A 20,070-nucleotide genomic window follows, 5' to 3' on the forward strand; every position below is an offset into this window, starting at 1 on the left:
TCGCCGTCACCAAGGATTAGAAGATGAAATACAACCATATCGGCATACCGACCAGCGGACGCTTCGACAATGAAATCGACCTGCCGCACCTGAAGATGACAGTCAGCGATCATCAGGACAACGCCTTCGGCATCCAGTGGCAGCGCTACTGGCAGGACGCGCCCTATCCGGAACTGGTCAAACGGGTGCCGCACATCGCCTTCGAGGTCGAAGATCTGGCGCAAGCCCTGGAAGGACACAAGCTGCTGATCGCCCCCAACAGCCCCAGCCCGGGCCTCACCGTCGCCTTCATCGAAGTCAACGGCGCTCCGGTCGAACTGATGCAGTACGATAAAAATAACTAAGCCCCGCCGGGGTCCGGTCGGGGCAGGATTGGCGCGGCGCAATGTCCTGCGCCGGAATGCGCAAAGCCCAGCTCGTCTGAGCTGGGCTTTGTCGTATGGGCGTCTGGCGGTGTCCTACTTTCACATGGCGAATGCCACACTATCATCGGCGCTAAGGCGTTTCACGGTCCTGTTCGGGATGGGAAGGCGTGGGACCACCTCGCTATGGCCACCAGACATAAACTGGTCAAACTCAAGAAGCCTGAACCAGAGCATCGCTCTGATTCTGAATATTCGGTATCTGATCGTGTCGCACACACGCTATCTTCGCAACTCGGATTCTCCAAGCCACTCAAATGATAGGATCAAGCCTCACGAGCAATTAGTATCGGTTAGCTTCACGCCTCACAGCGCTTCCACACCCGACCTATCAACGTCCTGGTCTCGAACGACTCTTCAGGGAGGTCAAGCCTCCAGGGAAGTCTCATCTTCAGGCAAGTTTCCCGCTTAGATGCTTTCAGCGGTTATCTCTTCCGCACTTAGCTACCCGGCAATGCGACTGGCGTCACAACCGGTACACCAGAGGTGCGTCCACTCCGGTCCTCTCGTACTAGGAGCAGCCCCCGTCAAACTTCCAACGCCCACTGCAGATAGGGACCAAACTGTCTCACGACGTTTTGAACCCAGCTCACGTACCACTTTAAATGGCGAACAGCCATACCCTTGGGACCGGCTACAGCCCCAGGATGTGATGAGCCGACATCGAGGTGCCAAACACCGCCGTCGATGTGAACTCTTGGGCGGTATCAGCCTGTTATCCCCGGAGTACCTTTTATCCGTTGAGCGATGGCCCTTCCATTCAGAACCACCGGATCACTATGTCCTGCTTTCGCACCTGCTCGACTTGTCGGTCTCGCAGTTAAGCTACCTTTTGCCATTGCACTATCAGCACGATTTCCGACCGTACCTAGGTAACCTTCGAACTCCTCCGTTACACTTTGGGAGGAGACCGCCCCAGTCAAACTGCCTACCATGCACTGTCCCCAATCCGGATCACGGACCAAGGTTAGAACCTCAAACACACCAGGGTGGTATTTCAAGGACGGCTCCACCAGAACTAGCGTCCTGGCTTCAAAGCCTCCCACCTATCCTACACAAGTCTGTTCAAAGTCCAATGCAAAGCTACAGTAAAGGTTCACGGGGTCTTTCCGTCTAGCAGCGGGGAGATTGCATCTTCACAAACACTTCAACTTCGCTGAGTCTCAGGAGGAGACAGTGTGGCCATCGTTACGCCATTCGTGCGGGTCGGAACTTACCCGACAAGGAATTTCGCTACCTTAGGACCGTTATAGTTACGGCCGCCGTTTACCGGGGCTTCGATCAAGAGCTTGCACCCCATCACTTAACCTTCCGGCACCGGGCAGGCGTCACACCGTATACGTCCACTTTCGTGTTGGCACAGTGCTGTGTTTTTGTTAAACAGTCGCAGCCACCGATTCTCTGCGACCTCTCAAAGCTTCGAACGCGAAGTCCTACACTCTAAGAGGCATACCTTCTCCCGAAGTTACGGTATCAATTTGCCGAGTTCCTTCTCCTGAGTTCTCTCAAGCGCCTTAGAATTCTCATCCTGCCCACCTGTGTCGGTTTGCGGTACGGTTCTTGTGTAGCTGAAGCTTAGTGGCTTTTCCTGGAAGCGTGGTATCAGTCACTTCAGGTCCGTAGACCCTCGTCATCACGTCTCGGCGTTAAAGAAGGGCGGATTTGCCTACCCCTCACGCCTACCGGCTTAAACAGACTATTCCAACAGTCTGATGACCTAACCTTCTCCGTCCCCACATCGCACTACACAAAAGTACGGGAATTTTAACCCGTTTCCCATCGACTACGCTTTTCAGCCTCGCCTTAGGGGCCGACTCACCCTACGCCGATGAACGTTGCGTAGGAAACCTTGGGCTTTCGGCGAGCGGGCTTTTCACCCGCTTTATCGCTACTCATGTCAGCATTCGCACTTCTGATATCTCCAGCATCCCTTACGAGACACCTTCACAGACCTACAGAACGCTCCCCTACCACGGACACTTACGTGCCCATCCGCAGCTTCGGTTATCAGTTTGAGCCCCGTTACATCTTCCGCGCAGGACGACTCGACCAGTGAGCTATTACGCTTTCTTTAAATGATGGCTGCTTCTAAGCCAACATCCTGGCTGTCTAGGCCTTCCCACTTCGTTTACCACTTAACTGATCATTTGGGACCTTAGCTGGCGGTCTGGGTTGTTTCCCTCTTGACGATGGACGTTAGCACCCACCGTCTGTCTCCCATGCTCGCACTTTCCGGTATTCAGAGTTTGCCATGGTTTGGTAAATCGCAATGACCCCCTAGCCATAACAGTGCTTTACCCCCGGAAGTGATACATGAGGCACTACCTAAATAGTTTTCGGGGAGAACCAGCTATCTCCGAGTTTGTTTAGCCTTTCACCCCTATCCACAGCTCATCCCCTAGTTTTGCAACACTAGTGGGTTCGGACCTCCAGTGCGTGTTACCGCACCTTCATCCTGGCCATGGATAGATCACTCGGTTTCGGGTCTACGCCCAGCAACTAAGACGCCCTATTCGGACTCGGTTTCCCTACGCCTCCCCTATTCGGTTAAGCTTGCTACTGAACGTAAGTCGCTGACCCATTATACAAAAGGTACGCAGTCACGGAACAAGTCCGCTCCCACTGTTTGTATGCATCCGGTTTCAGGTTCTATTTCACTCCCCTCCCGGGGTTCTTTTCGCCTTTCCCTCACGGTACTGGTTCACTATCGGTCGATCACGAGTATTTAGCCTTGGAGGATGGTCCCCCCATCTTCAGACAGGATTTCGCGTGTCCCGCCCTACTTCTCGTACGCCTAGTCCTTGGAATGTGTTTTCGTGTACGGGGCTATCACCCACTATGGCGGTCCTTTCCATAACCTTCCACTAACACAATCCATAACACGTACAGGCTGTTCCGCGTTCGCTCGCCACTACTTACGGAATCTCGGTTGATTTCTGTTCCTCGAGTTACTTAGATGTTTCAGTTCACTCGGTTCGCCTCCACTGACCTATGTATTCAGTCAGGGATCTCCTTGCGGAGGGGTTTCCCCATTCGGACATCGCGGGATCAAAGCTCTATTGCCAGCTCCCCCGCGCTTTTCGCAGGCTTACACGTCCTTCATCGCCTGTGATCGCCAAGGCATCCACCAGATGCACTTAGTCGCTTGACCCTATCATTTCAGTAACCTAAATCACCAAAACGACGGAGCGTGTTTGTGCGACGACTGCACCGCCCCTTTTGATATGGCGACGCAGCCTTAGATACAATCAAATACCCAAGATGACGATTTGTCCGCGTAAAGAGTTAACTCTACGCTTTCATCTCGCCGTCTTATATATTCGGCTTCTTCAGTTTGTTAAAGATCGGGCGTTTTACAACGCAAACAAAATCAAACTTCTCAATTCGATTTTGTTTGCGGCGTATGGTGGAGGATGACGGGATCGAACCGACGACCCCCTGCTTGCAAAGCAGGTGCTCTCCCAACTGAGCTAATCCCCCTCTTTTTGGGTGATGCTGCGTTGCTCAGTCGCTCATGTGCATGAGCACACTTCGCTTCTTCGCGCCTTGCCTGACCCAAAAAATACTGGTGGGTCTGGTAGGACTCGAACCTACGACCCCTGCGTTATCAACACAGTGCTCTAACCAGCTGAGCTACAAACCCAGTAGTCGTTTGATACCACATCCTTTTCGATCAAAATCAAGCAGATCCAGGCGAAAGCTGACGACGTGTACATCGAGTACACGAGGAGGCTTTCAACGCAGAGCTGCGCAGATTTTCATCGAAAATGCCCTTAACTTGAATAACCGATAGGCTGTAAGTACTTGGCAATCGCCAGTCTCTAGAAAGGAGGTGATCCAGCCGCAGGTTCCCCTACGGCTACCTTGTTACGACTTCACCCCAGTCATGAATCCCACCGTGGTAAGCGGCCTCCTTGCGGTTAGCCTACCCACTTCTGGTGAAACTCACTCCCATGGTGTGACGGGCGGTGTGTACAAGACCCGGGAACGTATTCACCGCAGCATGCTGATCTGCGATTACTAGCGATTCCGACTTCACGCACTCGAGTTGCAGAGTGCGATCCGGACTACGATCGGTTTTCTGAGATTAGCTCCACCTCGCGGCTTGGCAACCCTCTGTACCGACCATTGTATGACGTGTGAAGCCCTGCTCATAAGGGCCATGAGGACTTGACGTCATCCCCACCTTCCTCCGGTTTGTCACCGGCAGTCTCATTAGAGTGCCCAACTGAATGATGGCAACTAATGACAAGGGTTGCGCTCGTTGCGGGACTTAACCCAACATCTCACGACACGAGCTGACGACAGCCATGCAGCACCTGTGTTACGGCTCCCTTTCGGGCACCAAGCCATCTCTGGCAAGTTCCGTACATGTCAAGAGCAGGTAAGGTTTTTCGCGTTGCATCGAATTAATCCACATCATCCACCGCTTGTGCGGGTCCCCGTCAATTCCTTTGAGTTTTAACCTTGCGGCCGTACTCCCCAGGCGGTCAACTTCACGCGTTAGCTACGCTACCAAGGATTCAAACCCCCAACAGCTAGTTGACATCGTTTAGGGCGTGGACTACCAGGGTATCTAATCCTGTTTGCTCCCCACGCTTTCGTGCATGAGCGTCAGTGTCATCCCAGGGGGCTGCCTTCGCCATCGGTATTCCTCCACATCTCTACGCATTTCACTGCTACACGTGGAATTCTACCCCCCTCTGACGCACTCTAGCTGTGCAGTCTCCAATGCCGTTCCCAGGTTAAGCCCGGGGCTTTCACATCAGACTTGCACAACCGCCTGCGCACGCTTTACGCCCAGTAATTCCGATTAACGCTCGCACCCTACGTATTACCGCGGCTGCTGGCACGTAGTTAGCCGGTGCTTATTCTTCAGGTACTGTCATCCCCGCCGGGTATTAACCAGCGGGATTTCCTCCCTGACAAAAGTCCTTTACAACCCGAAGGCCTTCTTCAGACACGCGGCATGGCTGGATCAGGGTTGCCCCCATTGTCCAAAATTCCCCACTGCTGCCTCCCGTAGGAGTCTGGGCCGTGTCTCAGTCCCAGTGTGGCGGATCATCCTCTCAGACCCGCTACTGATCGTCGCCTTGGTGAGCTCTTACCTCACCAACTAGCTAATCAGACGTCGGCTGCTCGTATAACGCGAGGTCTTTCGATCCCCCGCTTTCCCCCTCAGGGCGTATGCGGTATTAATCCGGCTTTCGCCGAGCTATCCCCCATTACACGGTACATTCCGACGCATTACTCACCCGTTCGCCACTCGTCAGCGGTGCAAGCACCCTGTTACCGTTCGACTTGCATGTGTAAAGCATGCCGCCAGCGTTCAATCTGAGCCAGGATCAAACTCTTCAGTTCAATCTCTTAGCAATTTCTGGCACGCAAGTTCAAAGAAATAACTGGTATTTCCTATCTCTTGCAGTGCAAGTATTCGGCTTTCGCCAAGCACTTACACCTATCGGTTATTCATTCTGTTAAAGAGCAGTGCCGGTCGCTGCGTCGTCGCTGCGGAACCGTTTCGTTTCCGCTGTTTCGTTCGCTGCGTCAGCTGAGGAGGCGAACTATACGCCCCGACCCCAAACCCGTCAACACCTTTCGCGAGAAAAATCTCAGGAAAATGCCAATTCTTTTCCAGAACCGCAATAACAAGCTGAAAAGAAAGCATTTATGCTGAAGAATTATTTCAAGGCATCGCCATTTCGCTCCTCGAAACCCGGGAATTGAGCGGCCCGCTACGCGCCCGCCCGCGATTCTGCTACGCTCACATGCATTTGGCACGCATGGTGCCTGCCGTGGAACTCTCTATATATGCTCAAGTTTGATGTGCTGATTATCGGCAGCGGCCTGGCTGGGATGACGCTGGCGCTGCACCTGGCGGAAACGCGCAAGGTAGGATTGATCACCAAGCGGGATCTGCTGGAAGGCAACTCCACCTACGCCCAGGGCGGCATCGCCGCGGTACTGGATACCGAAGACTCGGTAGAAGACCATATCCGCGACACGCTGGTCGCTGGCGCGGGACTATGCAATGAGAAGGCGACCCGCTTCATCGTCGAACACTCCAAGGAGGCGATAGACTGGCTGATCAAGCTGGGTGTGCCCTTCACCCGCGACGACGAACACCAGACCGGCTATCACCTGACTCGAGAAGGCGGCCACAGCCACCGCCGCATCATCCACGCCGCCGACGCCACCGGCGCCGCCGTGACCAGCACGCTGGGACAGAAGATCAAGGCCCATCCCAACATCACCGAGCTGGAACACTATATAGCGATCGACCTGATCACCTCGCAGAAGCTGGGCCAGTCCGGCAAGCGCGCCTATGGCGTGTACGCGCTGGACAAGAATGGCGACGAAGTCGTCACCATCGCCGCCCAACACACCATCCTCGCCTCCGGCGGCGCCGGCAAGGTTTACCTTTATACCACCAATCCCGACACCGCCACCGGCGACGGCATCGCGATGGGCTGGCGCGCAGGTTGCCGGGTGGGCAATATGGAATTCATCCAGTTCCATCCCACCTGCCTCTACCACCCGCACGCCAAGTCCTTCCTGATATCGGAAGCCGTGCGCGGCGAGGGCGGCATCCTGAAGCTGCCGGATGGCACCCGTTTCATGCCGCAGCACGATCCGCGCGGCGAGCTGGCACCGCGCGACGTGGTGGCGCGCGCGATCGACTTCGAGATGAAAAAGCACGGCCTGGATTGCGTCTACCTGGATATTTCCTATAAACCGGCCCAGTTCATCAAGGAACACTTCCCCAATATCTACGCCCACTGCCTGGAACTGGGCATAGACATCACCCAGCAACCAATACCGGTGGTGCCTGCGGTGCATTTCACCTGCGGCGGCATCGTCACCGACCTGGCCGGCCGCACCGATGTGGACGGACTGTACGCGGTGGGCGAAGTCGCCTGTACCGGCCTGCACGGCGCCAACCGCCTGGCCAGCAACTCCTTGCTGGAATGCCTGGTGATCGGCAAGGCGGCCGCGGAGGACATCCTGGCGGCGGACAGCATCAAATTGCCGGCCATCCCGGCCTGGGACGACAGCCGCGTCACCGATCCGGACGAAGAGGTGGTGATCTCCCACAACTGGGACGAACTGCGCCGCGCGATGTGGGACTACGTCGGCATCGTCCGCACCAATAAGCGGCTGGAGCGCGCGCTGCACCGGATCGACCTGCTGAAAGGCGAGATCGACGAGTATTACAGCCACTTCCACGTCAGCAACGACCTGATCGAACTGCGCAACCTGGTGCAGACCGCCGAACTGATCGTCCGCTCCGCGCTGCTGCGCAAGGAAAGCCGAGGCCTGCATTACAGCCGTGACTACCCCAACCTGCTGCCCGAGGCGGCGGAAACCGTGCTGGCGCCGGATGCGCCGCTCGGCGGCTGAGCCGCTTCCCTGATCCGAACAGCCGCCTGCGGGCGGCTTTTTTCATGTTCGCCGAAACTCGTACAGACACCCATGCAACACAATGGCATGAAAATTTAAAATAAATAAGTCAATTTGAGTTATTGGCGCTTATGATGGTCCCGCGCATTATCCGAGCGCGGTGCTGCCGTCCATCGCATCACGCCAGATTCTTGGCAGCCCTGCGCGGGGAAACCTTTCCGCCAACACCGGCAGGTCGCCACGGACATGCATCGTTTCAGCTGTTTCATCAGGAAGCATCTCTTAGGCAATACCACCTAACAGGGAGAAGACTCATGAAATACGCAGCAAAACGCCTTTCCTTCCCGTCCGCCATCCTGGCGGGACTCGCCCTCCTCGCCGCCGCCGGTTCTGCGGCGGCCCAGGGCTCGACGGCCGGCAGCCCCGAAAGACAAACCGTTCGCCTGCCCGACTGCGCCGCCGCGTGGAGCCCCGCCTCGCCCTATCAAGCCGGCAGCGTCGCCAGCCGCGGCGGCGTCAACTACACCGCGGCCTTCTGGACCCAGGGCAATCCTCCGGAACAGGGCCAGGCCTGGCAGGCCGGCAAGCGCTGTCGTCCGGCCGCGCAGGCCAAGGCCGCCGACCACGACGCCAACTTTCCGCCCGCGACGCTGAAATTCCTGAAAGCCAACACCGGCCTGGACGGCGAGCAGTGGGACAACATCATGAAGCTGGTCAACAAGCCGGAGCAGGATTCGCTGGAGTGGACCAAGTTCTACGGCTACTGCGAGAACATCGGCGACAAGCGCGGATACACGATAGGCATCTTCGGCGCCACCACCGGTGGCCCGAACGACGAGGGCCCGGACGGTCCCACGCTGTTCAAGGAGTTCGACGCTTCCAGCGGCGCGAGCAATCCCTCCATCGCCGGCGGTCTGGCCCGCGCCGGCGTGCACGGCAGCATGCAGGGCAAGATCCTGAAGATCAGCGACAGCGCCAAGGTGTTCTGCGACAAGATCGGCAGCCTGCAGAACAATCCCGCCTGGCGCGACGCGATGTGGAACACCTTCTACAAGGTATACATCCAATACAGCGTGCAGCAGGCCCGCCAGCGCGGCTTCTCCAGCGCGCTGACCATAGGCTCCTTCGTCGACACCGCGCTGAACCAGGGCGCAACCGGCGATTCCGGCACGCTGCAGGGCCTGCTGTCCCGCTCCGGCAACAGCGGCGACGAGAAAACCTTCATGACCGCCTTCTACGCGCAGCGCAGCAAGATCGTCGACACCAACGACTACAATCAGCCGCCCAACGGCAAAAACCGCGTCAAGCAATGGAGCACGCTGTTGAACATGGGCGAGACCGACTTGAAGAATGCCGACGCCGCGGTGCAGAAAGTCACCAACTGGGAAATGAAGTAAGACCCGGCCAGCCGAACCGCGCGCGCCGTCGAAGCCGGCGCGCGCAGTTTTCGTTTCAGCGCTTAGAAGCGACCGTACAACACGCCGGTCTTCTGCTCCGCCGACATCGCGTACACTGGCAACGTGCCGGGCTTGGTCTCGCCCATGCCCGGCGAATTCAGCGGCATGCCCGGCACCGCGATGCCGGTCAGCTTGCTGTTGCCGGCCAGCAGCTGCTTGATGGCGGCAACGGGCACATGTCCCTCCACCACGTAGCGGCCGACCTTGGCGGTGTGGCAGCTGCCCATGCCCGGCGTGACGCCAAGCTGGCTTTTCACCTGCTGCATGTCGTCGCGATTGACGGCGGAAACGGCGAAGCCATTCTGCTTCAGATAGGCGATATAGGCCTCGCAGCAGCCGCAGCTCGGGCTCTTGTAAACGGTGACGGGAACGGCGGCCAGGGCGGACGCGCTGACGGCGGCCAAAACGGCCGCGAACAGGGTATGACGCAACAGGGGCATGATTGCCCTCCATATAGAAAATGTCCGGATCGGATGCGCGCGATGGCGCGGATGGAATGGCTCAGGTCCGGACGGCTGGAGGACGCAAAGGCGGCGGCGGGATCGGGCCCGCCGACAGGGATGGCAGCGCCGCCACCCGCACGCCGCTCGGCTTGATCACGGCCATGCGAGGCAAAGCCGTCTCGATGAACAACGGCGGGCATGCCTGCGCGCAGGCCGCATCGCAAGCGGAGGCATGCGCCATCGGCGCCGGTTTGCCGGATGGCAGTCCGTCGCGCATGCCGGCGCACTCCCGCGCGGCAGCCATCTCCGCGCACCAATCATGCGGCTGCATGCCCGCAAGCGGCGCGCGCGCGGCAACCGCCCAGCCGGTCAGCAAGGACAGCTGCAGCGCGATCAGCAACAGGATGCGGCCCAGAATTCTCATTCCGCGACGATACCACGCCGGGCGGCGCAAGCGGAACCCGAGCCGATCGAGCTTGCGCAGCGTCAAGCGCATCCGTCCGCCGCGCCCCGGCCGTGCGCTCAGATATGGCAGCGCTCCACCACGTTTTTAGCTTGCAGGCGCGCCGGTTCAGCTCGTTCAGGGTGGATCACTTCCGACGTGGAGCGGGTCAGGCCATGGATGTGCTTGGTGGTGCGGGCGATATGGCCGACGGCGGTGGACGGCTCCCGGGTGGAGTGGATGATCTGCGCGAAGATCGCCACCACCCGCTTCCCCAGCCCGCCCATGCCTTCGATCTCGCAGGCGACGCTCTGCGCCGGCAGATGGATCTGACAGGCGATGTCGTGGATGGCCATGATGCTCGGCGATGCGCTTCATGCTGCGCACGGTTTGCGGGACGATCTCTCCTCCCCCTTGCTGCGCGCCGACGGCCGCCCTGGTCGCCTGTCTTCCGTCAGAGCGGCATTGTCGCGGGCCTGCCGAAGGCCGCCAGATCAGATGCACGCAGGTGAAGGAAGAATCGGCCTCATGCGGAATCGCAGGGAAGCCCGCGGATGGGCGCTTATTCGATCAAGCGCATATGGGCGCGCACCCAATCGCGGTCCGCCGCCTCGAAATGCCACCACTCGGTGGCGATGCCGCGAAAACCGCCCGCCGCCATGCAGCCGCGCAGCAGCAGCCGATTGTCCAGCTGGGCGTCGCTGAGCAGTCCTCTCTCCAGCATCTCCGCTTCCCGCTGCGGCTGGGCGCGCTCGGTGAAATCGTCGAAACCGGTGCCCATGTCCAGCTCCCGTCCCTGTCCATCCTCCACCGTAATGTCCACCGCCATGCCGAAGCTGTGAATGGAGCCGCGCGCGGGGTCGGCGACGTAAATGCGTTGCGGCGTGTCCTTGACGATGTCCCAAAGCACCCGCTGCACGCGGCCGGGCCGCAGCGCGTCGAAAACACGCAGTCTGTATCCGGCTCGCCGGCTTGCCAGCTCGCGCGCGGCGCGGGCCAGCCGGCGGGCGGCCTCTCGGTGCAGCAGCGCATGCGCCGACGGGCCGTATAGATCGCGGCCGACGAAGTTGTCGTCGCTGGCATAGCGCAAATCCAGCCTCACGCCGGCCATGCCCGCGATGGACACGTATTCGGAATGGTTTTCCAGCTCCTCGAGCCTGATCGTCCCCGTCATCGCCCCGCCTCCCGCTGATCTGAAACAAACCTGCCGCTCCCCCCACTCGGTCGCGGACCCGGAGTGTGCGATACTCTGCAGGCATATCGATACCGACGCGCGGCCGATCGCCGCCGCGCGCGAACCATCAGGAAAACGGACATGATCCTCTCCCGTTCCCTTCGCGCCCTGTCGCTGTCCCTGGCGCTGGCCACGGCCTTGCCCGCCCTCGCCGCCAAACCACTGGTCTTTTGCGCGGAAGCCTCGCCGGAAGGCTTCGATCCGGCGATGTGGGACAGCGCCACCACCTACAACATCACCAAGCCGGTGTTCCAAGGCCTGGTCGAGTTCAAGCGCGGCGGCGTCGCGCTGCGGCCCGGCCTGGCCGAAAGCTGGTCGGTGTCGCCCGATGGACTGGTATATACATTCAGACTCCGTCGCAACGTCAAGTTCCATCAGACCGCCTATTTCACCCCCAGCCGCGACTTCTCCGCCGACGACGCCGTCTTCACCGTCAACCGCTGGATACGCCCCGAGCTGCCGTTCAACCAGGCGCTCAGAACACCGTTGACCGGACCGGACGGCTACGGCCTCGCCAAGCTGATCGACTCGGTGCAGAAGGTGGACGACCATACCGTCAGGATAAGGCTGAAAGAACGCAACGCCACCTTCCTCACTTTCTTCGCGATGGGCTTCGCCGGCATGCAGTCGGCCGAATACGCCGACCAACTGCTGAAAGCCGGCAAGCCGCAACAGCTCAATCTGCTGCCGATCGGCACCGGTCCCTATCGCTTCAAGAGCTACGCCAAGGATGCCATCATCCGCTACGAGGCCCATCCGCAGTACTGGGGCAAACCGCAGAAAACCCGCGACCTGGTGTTCGCCATCGTCGCCGACCCGCAGGTGCGCATCCAGAAACTAAAGGCCGGCGAATGCCAGGTCGCCGCGGCGGTGCGCGAGTCCGACCTCGACTCGCTAAGCGGAGATAAAAACATCAAGATCGCCTCCACCGGCGCCAGCAACATCTCCTACCTCGCCTACAATCTGAAACGGCCGCAGTTCGCCAAGCGCGAGGTGCGGGTGGCGCTGGACATCGCGATCAACCGCGACGCGCTGTTCAAGGCGCTGTTCCCCAAGGGCGGCGCGACGCAGGCGGTGAACCCGTTTCCGCCGTCCACCTGGAGCTGGAACCCGCGCACCCGCAACGAATACGATCCGGCCAAGGCCAAGGCGCTGCTGGCCAAGGCCGGCTATCCCGATGGCTTCACCGTCAACCTGTGGGCTTTGCCGGTGCAGCGCCCGACCAATCCCAACGGCAAGCTGATGGCGCAGATGATCCAGCAGGACTGGGCCCGGATAGGGGTCAAGGCCAATATCCAGTCCTATGAATGGGGCGAGTACCTGAAGCGGGCCGGCGCCGGCGAGCACGATGTCTACATGTCCGGCCTGACCAGCAACTCCGGCGACCCGGACGACTTCCTCTGGAACAGTCTGTCCTGCAGCGTCAGCAAGGGCGGCCAGCGCTTCTGCAACGCCGAGTTCGAACGGCTGCTGCAACTGGGCCGCCAAACCACCGACCAGAAGCAGCGGACGCAGTACTACCTGAAGGCTCAGGAAATCTTCAAGCGCGAGCGCCCGTGGATCACCATCGCCCATTCGCGCATCTACATCCCGTTGCGCGCCAATGTGCAGGGCTTCATCATGAACCCCAACGGCTCTTTCGATTTCGAGGACGTATGGCTCAAGTGAATCCGGCCTGGCCGCAGGCCTTCGCCTGCCACCGCTACCAGGCGCTGGCGAACGGTCCGGCGCTGATCGTCACCGGCGCGGTGCATGGCAATGAAGTCTGCGGCGCCGTCGCCATCCGCCGCGTGATGGCGGAGCTGGAGCAGGGAATGCTGTCGCTGCGCGCCGGAAGACTGACTCTGGTGCCGGTGGCCAATCCGCTGGCCTACCGGCTGGGCCAGCGCGGCGGAGACCGCAACCTGAATCGCAACCTCGCGCCGAACCCATCCCCGCAAGACTACGAGGACCATGCCGCCAACTGGCTGTGCCCGCTGCTGGCCGAGCACGACGTCCTGCTCGATCTGCACTCGTTCCAGTCACCCGGGCAGCCTTTCGTGTTCCTCGGCCCGACGGACAACGACGGCGAGCTGGAACCATTCGCCCACGCGGCCCGGGAAGAGGCGCTGGCCCGGCGGCTGGGCGTCGCCGACGCGGTGGACGGCTGGCTGTCCACCTACGCGCTGGGCGTCGTACGCCGGCGGCTGTCGCCGGTCGGCGACCACAGACTCCGGGAACTGAACGGCGACGCGCGCTACGGCGTGGGCACCACCGAATACATGCGCAGCCAGGGCGGCTGGGCGCTGACGCTGGAATGCGGCCAGCACGCCGACCCGGCCGCGCCGGAAGTCGCCTACCGCGCCATCCTCAACGCGCTGGCCCATCTGGGCCTGGTCGACGCGCCCGATCCCGCTCCCCGGACGCTGTCCCTGCTCAGCCTGTACGAAGTGGTGGACAAGCAGGATGATGCCGACAGCTTCGTCCGCGGCTGGACCAGCTTCGAAATTGTCCGTAAAGGCGACCTGATCGGCCGCCGCGCCGACGGCAGCCCGGTCTGCGCGCGTGACGACGCCCGCATCGTGTTTCCCAATCCGCGCGCCCAGGCCGGCCAGGAGTGGTTCTACCTGGCCAGAACGTCCGATCGCCTGGCAAGCCGCCATGCCTGAAGTCGCCGCGCGCCGGCCTATCCGCGCCGAGCGCTGAACGCGCCGATTCCGACATCCCGCCTCCGCTGGCGCGGCCTGCCGCGCGGCGAGCGCCCACCTCCAGAAAACTGGAGTTACGCCTGGTAGGACAAAGGGGCAAAATCCAGCCTCGAGCCAGGAGCACCGGCATGCAGGCTCATAGACTGCCGCGCGCAAACAACGGGAGGGGAAACATGAATAAACCGATGACCGCCACGTACTCTCCGGACGACGACAGGATGAGAATCTACGCGCGCGGCACGCTCAGCGGACCGCTGTGCGCGATGCTGGAGCACCAGGGTTTCCAGCTGCTGCCCGAAGCCATGGTCTTCGTTTCCTCCACCGGCTGGTCGCTTCGGCAGGAAGCCCTGCTGCTGCAGCTGTGCGGCACGATAGAAGACGACGCGGTATGGCATGGCGATCTCTACCTGCCCTATATCGGGCACATGCCTTACCGGGACCTGCCGCCGGGCACCGGCCCCTGGTACGACCCGCGCTACTGGCAGGTGCGCGCGGCGACGCTGGCCGGCCGCCAGCATCCGGAAGAGAAGGTGCTGCAGCCATTGCGGCTGGCGCGCATCCCCCTGCTGCGCCGTCAGATCGCCAGCCTGCCCGCCGGGCTGGAGGACGAGGAAACCGGCCCGCCCCGCGGATGGTCCAATCAGCGCCTCACCCTGTATCGGCTGAAACTGCAGCTATCCTATTGCCTTCGCTTCCAGCAGGAGGCCCGCCAGGCCGCCTGAGCGCGCCGCCCCCGCCCAAACCGCATTCGGCTGCGCATCGCCCCGTCGCGCCAGTCACGCCTTTCCTTTTCGAATAGCCTGGAACCATGCGCTGCGGATGGCCGGACGGACAGGCCTGGCATCAACAGGCTTCCGGGCTGGTTAAAATTCCTGCCTGGCGCGTCTGAAACACCCGCCCATCAATCGCGCCGGACTTCAAAACGGCAAACGCCCCGAACGATAAGACATCGCATCGTCCCGCGCCAGCCAGGCCGCGCGAGGAAGGAAAATCCCATGACTTATGCCATGCTGGCCCCGGATTGCTTCACCGACGAACACAAAAGCTTCCTGGCCGGATTTCGCCAATCGATGGAAATGCTGTCCAGCAGCTCGAACATGATGCTGGGCGCCAAGGACATCCGCTCCCGCCACTTGGCCGCCACCGACGCCTACGCCCGGATCGTCGCGCTGGAGAGGGGCGGCGACGTCGCCGGCCGGCTGGACAGCGAAATGCCGTGCGAGGGCACCGCCCAGTTCGCCGACAGCTACGTGAGCGAAGACCTGTCCCTGATGCAGGGAGGCGAACCCGGCCGCAAGCTCGCCACGCTGAACATCCACGAATACGCGGACGGCCTGAAGGCCCGCGTGTTCAACAAGCACCTGCTGGTCCACCACCCCAGCCGGTCCATCCTGGGCACCATCTACAGCGGCCAGGACGTGGAAATCGGCAATTTCCTCAATATCATCCCCAACTACGTGCTGGAGTTCGGCGCCGGCTGCAGCCTGGAACAGGGCTCGGCCTACAGCAGCCTGGAGGGCGTGACGCTGACCGAGTACGAGCAGGAAGTCTGCTTCCTGTTGCTGCTCAACTGGGAGTTCAAGCAGATCGCCGCCTTCATGGACAAGTACCGCCCGCGCAACGCGCCGCGCACCACCGACTCGGTGATCAAGTGCAAGAACTACCTGTGCGAGAAGTTCGGCATCGAACAGGCCCGACTGCAGGCGCTGAAGGAATTCCTGGTCCACCACGGCATGCACCGCAAGATCCCGCGCTCGCTGTTCAACCGGCTGATAGGCTCGAAGCGGCTCTAGCCAGACTGCGCAAACATCCGCCGCCGCCGCGAGAGGCAACAAACAGGACGGTCCCATCTGGAAACGGCGGTGGAAGCTGTCGGAAACACGGGCAACCTTGCGTGCGCGTCCTCCGCCTCCTTCATCCCCACGCCGCCGCGCGATGCAATCGGGGCCGGGCGGACGGCAGTCACACGGCCGCTACGCCTGCGCGCCCTTCGGCTACCGTCATTTCGGCATGCCTGCCGACAAAGATCTAGAACAGGAACAGCTTGAGTCCCAGAGTGACGCCGCTGCGGTAGGCACCGCCCAATTCGCTGCCGGCGCCGCCCTCGCCCAGGATCAGCATCGCGAAGCCGGACAAGCGCGGCAGCAACCGGCGCTCGCCATACAGCATCCAGCCCTGGCTGCGGTCGTCCTGGTTGCGCGTCCATTCCAGCCGCCAGTAGCGCTCCAGTTCCTGCGGATTGCTCTGCACGCTGGCCCACAGGTAATGGCGGCCGCGCAGCGCGGCGGGATCGGCCTGCAGCGTCGCCGCGCCGTTGTCGCCGTTGAACAGGTACTCGGCGGACCAGACCCGGCCGGCGGCGCTGGTGTAGCTGGCGCCGGCCAGCCAGCGCGCGGCCGTCGCCGCCTCGCGCCGCTGGGCGGACGCTTCGCCGTACAGCAGCCAGGCGTCGTCGGGCGTGTATTGGGCGAAAGCGCCGAGGAAAGGCCCCAGGCGCTGGCTGCGCGCCTGGCTGAACACCAGGCTGGCCAATGAATCGTCGTCCTGCCGGTCCAGCTTGAACAGCACGGTGTCGCGTTGCCTGGGCTGCGGCAGGGCCCGGGTGTCGGACACGTAGGCGGAAGTCAACCGCCAGGCTCCGGCGCTGTGGGTCCAGCGCGCCAGATCGACGCCCGGTGTGTCGGCCAGCGGATTGGTCCGGCCGCTGTCGAAATAGAAGGGATTGCTGGGAGAGCGGAAATTGGCCGGCCCCCAGCTGAATTTCTCGCGGCCGGCCGCCAGCTGCTCGCCGCCGCTGGCCAGGCTGAAGTAGCCCTGGTTGAGGCTGGCCTGCCCGTCGCTGCGGCAATCCGCGCCGCCGGGCGGGCAGGCGCGCAGCCAATTCAGCCTGGGCGCCAGCTCCACGCGCAGCGCGTCGCGCCTGAGCGTCAGGTCCAGCCGGCCCTCGGCGTGGTATTGCTTCTGCGGCAGCGGCGCCGGCGATGTCAGCCGGTAGGCGTCGCCGTACAGCCAGGTCTCCAAGCTGGCGTCGGCCCGCCATGCCTCGCCGCCGTCGGCTTCGGCGGCGCGGACGCCGGCGCACAGCAGCAGCGCGGCCAGGCCGGCCGCGGCGCGCTCAGAGATTGTCCACCTGGAATTCGGCATCGGCGAAGGTCTTCACCCGCAGCTCGCCGTACTTCAGCGTGGTGCGGGCATCGGTCAGCGCGTCGTTGATCTGCATGGCGCTGACGAAGGGAATGCTCTTGCCGCCTACCTTGACCGTATTGTCGTACTGGAAGCTGGCCTGCTTGAGCAGCTTGCCGGACAGGCTGTAGAACTGCGCCTGCACGCCGACCATCCGCTTCTCCGACACCCAGTAGACGATGCGGTCGTAGGTGCTCTGCTTATTGGCCGATTTCAGGTCCAGCACGTAGCAGGGCTCGCCGTTCAGCGTCTCCTGGCGCAGCAGCTTGGCCGCGTAGTCCTTGGCGTAATTGGTGGCGGCGATGTCGCCTATCGCCGCTTGGCCGGACAGCCGCAGCCGCGGCGAGATCGCCACCGGCTTCTTCAGCCCGGGCTTGCTCAGCCACATATTGCGGTCCACCTGCAGCATCTTGGAGCCCTTGTTGCTCAAGGGCTCGCGCACCTCGGCCAGGCTGGCGGTCCTGTTGGCCTTCACGTCCAGCCGCATAGGCTGCAGGTCCTCGCTGGCGCTGCCGCTGTTGGCCAGCCGCACTTCCCAGGCGAGTCCCGGCAGATCGCCGCCGCGCGCCTGGTCGGACTGGCGCAGCAGCTCCTGCGCGTCCGGCGCCGCCAAGGCCGCCGGCGCGGCGATCAGGCCGGCCAGCAGCAGGCCGGCCATCATCATCGTCCTCTTCATGCGCATCCCTTTCTCAGCTGTGCGCCAGCGACAGCGTGATCTGCTGGCCCGACGCCTTGCGCGCCGGCATCCAGGCGGCGACGATGCTCAGCGTGCCCAGCAGCAGCATCGCGAACACGGTGCGCGCCGGATCGAAATCGATGTACAGCGGCACGCTGACGCTGTTGCCCGGCGGCACGTACTGGATGTTGGCGGCGTTGACCGCGTGGCTGGCCAGCCAGAACAGCAGCAAGCCCAGCAGGCAGCCCAGCGCCACCTGCAGGCAGGCCTCGGCGATGAACAGGCCCACCACGCGGACGCGGCGGTAGCCCATCGCCCTCAAGGTGCCGATCTCGCGCGTGCGCTCCAGCACGCTCATGCTCATCGCGTTGGCGATGCTCAGCACCACGATGGCGAGCACGATGCCCAGCAGCAGCGTGAAGATCAGGTCGTACATATTCTTCACCTGCTTGTAGTACAAGGACATGTCCTGCCAGGTGCGCACCTCCAGGTCCAGCCCGGCCGCCTGGAAATCGGCCTGCAGCCGGTCGCGCAGCGCGATGGTGGTGGCCTCGTCGGGCGCCGGCGTGGTCAGCATCGCCAGCATGCCCTTGTCCAGCTGGCCGCCGGCCTTGGCCGGGGTGTTGATCAGCACCGTCAACCACTCGGCCTGCGCGCCGACATCCTTCAAAGAGCGGGTCAACTGCAGCGGCACCAGCAGGAATTTGTCGTTGGTGGCGGTGTTGCCGGTGTTGATCACGTCGTTGACTTCGACGTCGGCGGCATTGGCCTGGCCATGGATGGTGCCGACCAGCAACGAAGCCTCGCCGCCGCGCTTCAGCCCCAGCACCGCGGCCAGCGCCTCGCCGACCGACACGCCGTTGGGCTTGTCGGCGACGATGTTGCGGTGCACGCCGCTAAGCGGGCCCAGTATCAGCTGCAGCGCGGCCGGGTCTATGCCCTCGGCGATGAAGATGGTGCTGTTGCGGCCGTTGGAGATCATGCCGTCCAGCCCCATCCGCGGCAGCACATGGCCCTGCGGCAGGCGCTTGCGGACGATGGCATCCACCTTGGCGATCTCGGCCGGCGTCAGCAGGTAGCGCGCCGGATGCAGCTTGCCCTCGGTGCGCCAGCCGCGCTTGTTGACCGACAGGTGGCCGATCATCTCGCCGTGGATGGAGAGGTTGGCCAGCCCGGTGTAGATGGTCTGGGTGTAGCCGGCGAACAGCGCCAGCGCGGCGATGCCGAAAGCGATGGACAGCAGGGTAACCAGGCTGCGGCGGCGGTTGCGCAGCAGATTGCGCCACGCCATCACGATGGGATTCATGTCAGGCTCTCCGCGTTCAGTTTCAGCATGCTCTCCTCGTAGGAGGCCTCGGCGATCTCGCCATCGCGCAGCGCCAAGTGGCGCGACACCCGCGCCAGCAGCCTGGGATCATGGGTGGACAGCACGAAGGTGACGCCGGTCCTGTGGTTCAGCGCCTGCATCAGGTCTATCACCTCGCGGCTGGTGCGCGAGTCCAGGTTGGCGGTCGGCTCGTCGGCGATCACCAGCGAAGGCTCGGTCACCATCGCCCGCGCGATCGCCACCCGCTGGCGCTGGCCGCCGCTGAGCTTTTCCGGCGGATGGTCGGCAAAGGCCTCCAGGCCCACTTTCTGCAGCCAGGCCCGGGCGCGCTCCCTGGCCTGGGCCTTGGGAAGGCGCTGGCAGTAAAGCGGCAGCATCACGTTCTCCAGCGCCGACAGCACCGGGATCAGGTTGAAGTTCTGGAACACGAAGCCGATCTCGCGGCTGCGGTAGTCGGACAAGGCGTTGTCGTCCAGGCCGGCGACGTCCCGGCCGCGGAACAGCATCCGGCCATAGCTGGGGCTGTCTATCAGGCCCAGCAGGTTGAGCAGGGTGGATTTGCCGGAGCCGGACGGCCCCCAGATCGCCAGGAAATCGCCAGGCTGGACCGCCAGCGACGCGTGGCGCAGGGCCTCGATCCGGGTTTCGCCCAGCAAAAAGGTGCGGCCCGCGTCCTGCAGCTCGACGATGGGCCCGCTTGTCGATGGTTTGACTGCTGTACTCATGAAGCGCTCGCTCGTTTTTCGAAAGGGACAGGCGGCATGGTTTTTTAATGAATATATCATTTAATAAATTCAA

15 protein-coding genes, 2 tRNA genes and 3 rRNA genes are annotated in these 20,070 nt (G+C 62.0%); 7 read left to right on the forward strand and 13 right to left on the reverse strand.

Annotation, left to right across the window (positions count from 1 at the left end; genetic code table 11):
* The first annotated feature begins 23 nt into the window (after positions 1-23).
* On the forward strand, positions 24-344 hold the full coding sequence (locus CV_RS19440; protein WP_011137475.1) for a VOC family protein: 321 nt from the start codon (positions 24-26) through the stop codon (positions 342-344).
* Between the two features lie 101 nt (positions 345-445).
* Here the strand turns inward: CV_RS19440 and rrf are convergent.
* From rrf to CV_RS19465, 5 genes are all read right to left on the reverse strand, one after another.
* A 5S ribosomal RNA gene (rrf, locus tag CV_RS19445) occupies positions 446-560 on the reverse strand.
* A 124-nt stretch (positions 561-684) separates the two neighbouring features.
* Positions 685-3,573, reverse strand: a 23S ribosomal RNA gene (locus CV_RS19450).
* Positions 3,574-3,826: 253 nt separating this feature from the next.
* Positions 3,827-3,902: transfer RNA gene (locus CV_RS19455), tRNA-Ala, on the reverse strand.
* A gap of 86 nt (positions 3,903-3,988) precedes the next feature.
* A tRNA-Ile gene (locus CV_RS19460) sits at positions 3,989-4,065 on the reverse strand.
* A 182-nt stretch (positions 4,066-4,247) separates the two neighbouring features.
* Positions 4,248-5,783, reverse strand: a 16S ribosomal RNA gene (locus CV_RS19465).
* The 16S, 23S and 5S rRNA genes sit together here with 2 tRNA genes alongside, the layout of an rRNA operon.
* 450 nt (positions 5,784-6,233) lie before the next feature.
* Here CV_RS19465 and nadB point away from each other — a divergent pair.
* Together nadB and CV_RS19475 are read left to right on the forward strand one after the other, a co-directional pair.
* A complete protein-coding gene (gene nadB / locus CV_RS19470; protein WP_011137477.1) occupies positions 6,234-7,823 on the forward strand; it encodes an L-aspartate oxidase in 1,590 nt (529 codons plus the stop codon).
* A 314-nt stretch (positions 7,824-8,137) separates the two neighbouring features.
* Positions 8,138-9,220: a chitosanase gene (locus CV_RS19475; protein WP_011137478.1), complete on the forward strand. Its 1,083-nt coding sequence runs from the start codon at positions 8,138-8,140 to the stop codon at positions 9,218-9,220.
* Between the two features lie 62 nt (positions 9,221-9,282).
* Here the strand turns inward: CV_RS19475 and CV_RS19480 are convergent, their stop codons facing one another.
* The 4 genes from CV_RS19480 to CV_RS19495 all read right to left on the reverse strand — a co-directional run bounded on the left by CV_RS19480 (position 9,283) and on the right by CV_RS19495 (position 11,339).
* Positions 9,283-9,720, reverse strand: a complete 438-nt coding sequence (locus CV_RS19480) for a DUF411 domain-containing protein (protein ID WP_011137479.1) — start codon at positions 9,718-9,720, stop codon at positions 9,283-9,285.
* A gap of 61 nt (positions 9,721-9,781) precedes the next feature.
* Entirely contained in the window at positions 9,782-10,213 is a 432-nt protein-coding gene (locus tag CV_RS19485) for a hypothetical protein (RefSeq protein ID WP_147296212.1), read from the reverse strand.
* Positions 10,214-10,245: 32 nt separating this feature from the next.
* Positions 10,246-10,521 (reverse strand): hypothetical protein, encoded by a 276-nt coding sequence (locus CV_RS19490; RefSeq protein WP_011137481.1) that lies wholly within the window; start codon positions 10,519-10,521, stop codon positions 10,246-10,248.
* Between the two features lie 206 nt (positions 10,522-10,727).
* On the reverse strand, positions 10,728-11,339 hold the full coding sequence (locus tag CV_RS19495) for a M15 family metallopeptidase (protein ID WP_011137482.1): 612 nt from the start codon (positions 11,337-11,339) through the stop codon (positions 10,728-10,730).
* A 141-nt stretch (positions 11,340-11,480) separates the two neighbouring features.
* Between CV_RS19495 and CV_RS19500 the strand changes: the two genes are divergently transcribed.
* The 4 genes from CV_RS19500 to CV_RS19515 all read left to right on the forward strand — a co-directional run bounded on the left by CV_RS19500 (position 11,481) and on the right by CV_RS19515 (position 15,879).
* The gene (locus CV_RS19500; protein WP_043596773.1) at positions 11,481-13,067 is read left to right on the forward strand and encodes an ABC transporter substrate-binding protein; all 1,587 of its coding nucleotides are present in this window, start codon (positions 11,481-11,483) and stop codon (positions 13,065-13,067) included.
* Positions 13,055-14,047, forward strand: a complete 993-nt coding sequence (locus CV_RS19505) for a succinylglutamate desuccinylase/aspartoacylase domain-containing protein (protein WP_052278875.1) — start codon at positions 13,055-13,057, stop codon at positions 14,045-14,047. Before CV_RS19500 ends, CV_RS19505 begins: the two co-directional genes overlap by 13 nt.
* A 212-nt stretch (positions 14,048-14,259) precedes the next feature.
* Entirely contained in the window at positions 14,260-14,808 is a 549-nt protein-coding gene (locus CV_RS19510) for a hypothetical protein (protein WP_011137485.1), read from the forward strand.
* Between the two features lie 273 nt (positions 14,809-15,081).
* Entirely contained in the window at positions 15,082-15,879 is a 798-nt protein-coding gene (locus tag CV_RS19515) for a hypothetical protein (RefSeq protein ID WP_011137486.1), read from the forward strand.
* Positions 15,880-16,114: 235 nt separating this feature from the next.
* Here the strand turns inward: CV_RS19515 and CV_RS19520 are convergent, their stop codons facing one another.
* Genes CV_RS19520 through CV_RS19535 form a run of 4 tightly spaced genes read right to left on the reverse strand, consistent with a single transcriptional unit; the run spans position 16,115 to position 19,997 of the window.
* Positions 16,115-17,230: a hypothetical protein gene (locus CV_RS19520; RefSeq protein WP_043596778.1), complete on the reverse strand. Its 1,116-nt coding sequence runs from the start codon at positions 17,228-17,230 to the stop codon at positions 16,115-16,117.
* On the reverse strand, positions 17,202-17,945 hold the full coding sequence (locus tag CV_RS19525; RefSeq protein ID WP_043598340.1) for an outer membrane lipoprotein-sorting protein: 744 nt from the start codon (positions 17,943-17,945) through the stop codon (positions 17,202-17,204). Before CV_RS19525 ends, CV_RS19520 begins: the two co-directional genes overlap by 29 nt.
* 13 nt (positions 17,946-17,958) lie before the next feature.
* Positions 17,959-19,251, reverse strand: coding sequence for an ABC transporter permease (locus CV_RS19530; RefSeq protein ID WP_011137489.1), 1,293 nt, complete (start codon positions 19,249-19,251; stop codon positions 17,959-17,961).
* Positions 19,248-19,997, reverse strand: coding sequence for an ABC transporter ATP-binding protein (locus tag CV_RS19535; protein WP_011137490.1), 750 nt, complete (start codon positions 19,995-19,997; stop codon positions 19,248-19,250). The genes CV_RS19530 and CV_RS19535 overlap by 4 nt, the downstream gene beginning before the upstream one ends.
* Between the last annotated feature and the right edge of the window lie 73 nt (positions 19,998-20,070).

Source organism: Chromobacterium violaceum ATCC 12472 (assembly GCF_000007705.1).
Taxonomy (GTDB): domain Bacteria; phylum Pseudomonadota; class Gammaproteobacteria; order Burkholderiales; family Chromobacteriaceae; genus Chromobacterium; species Chromobacterium violaceum.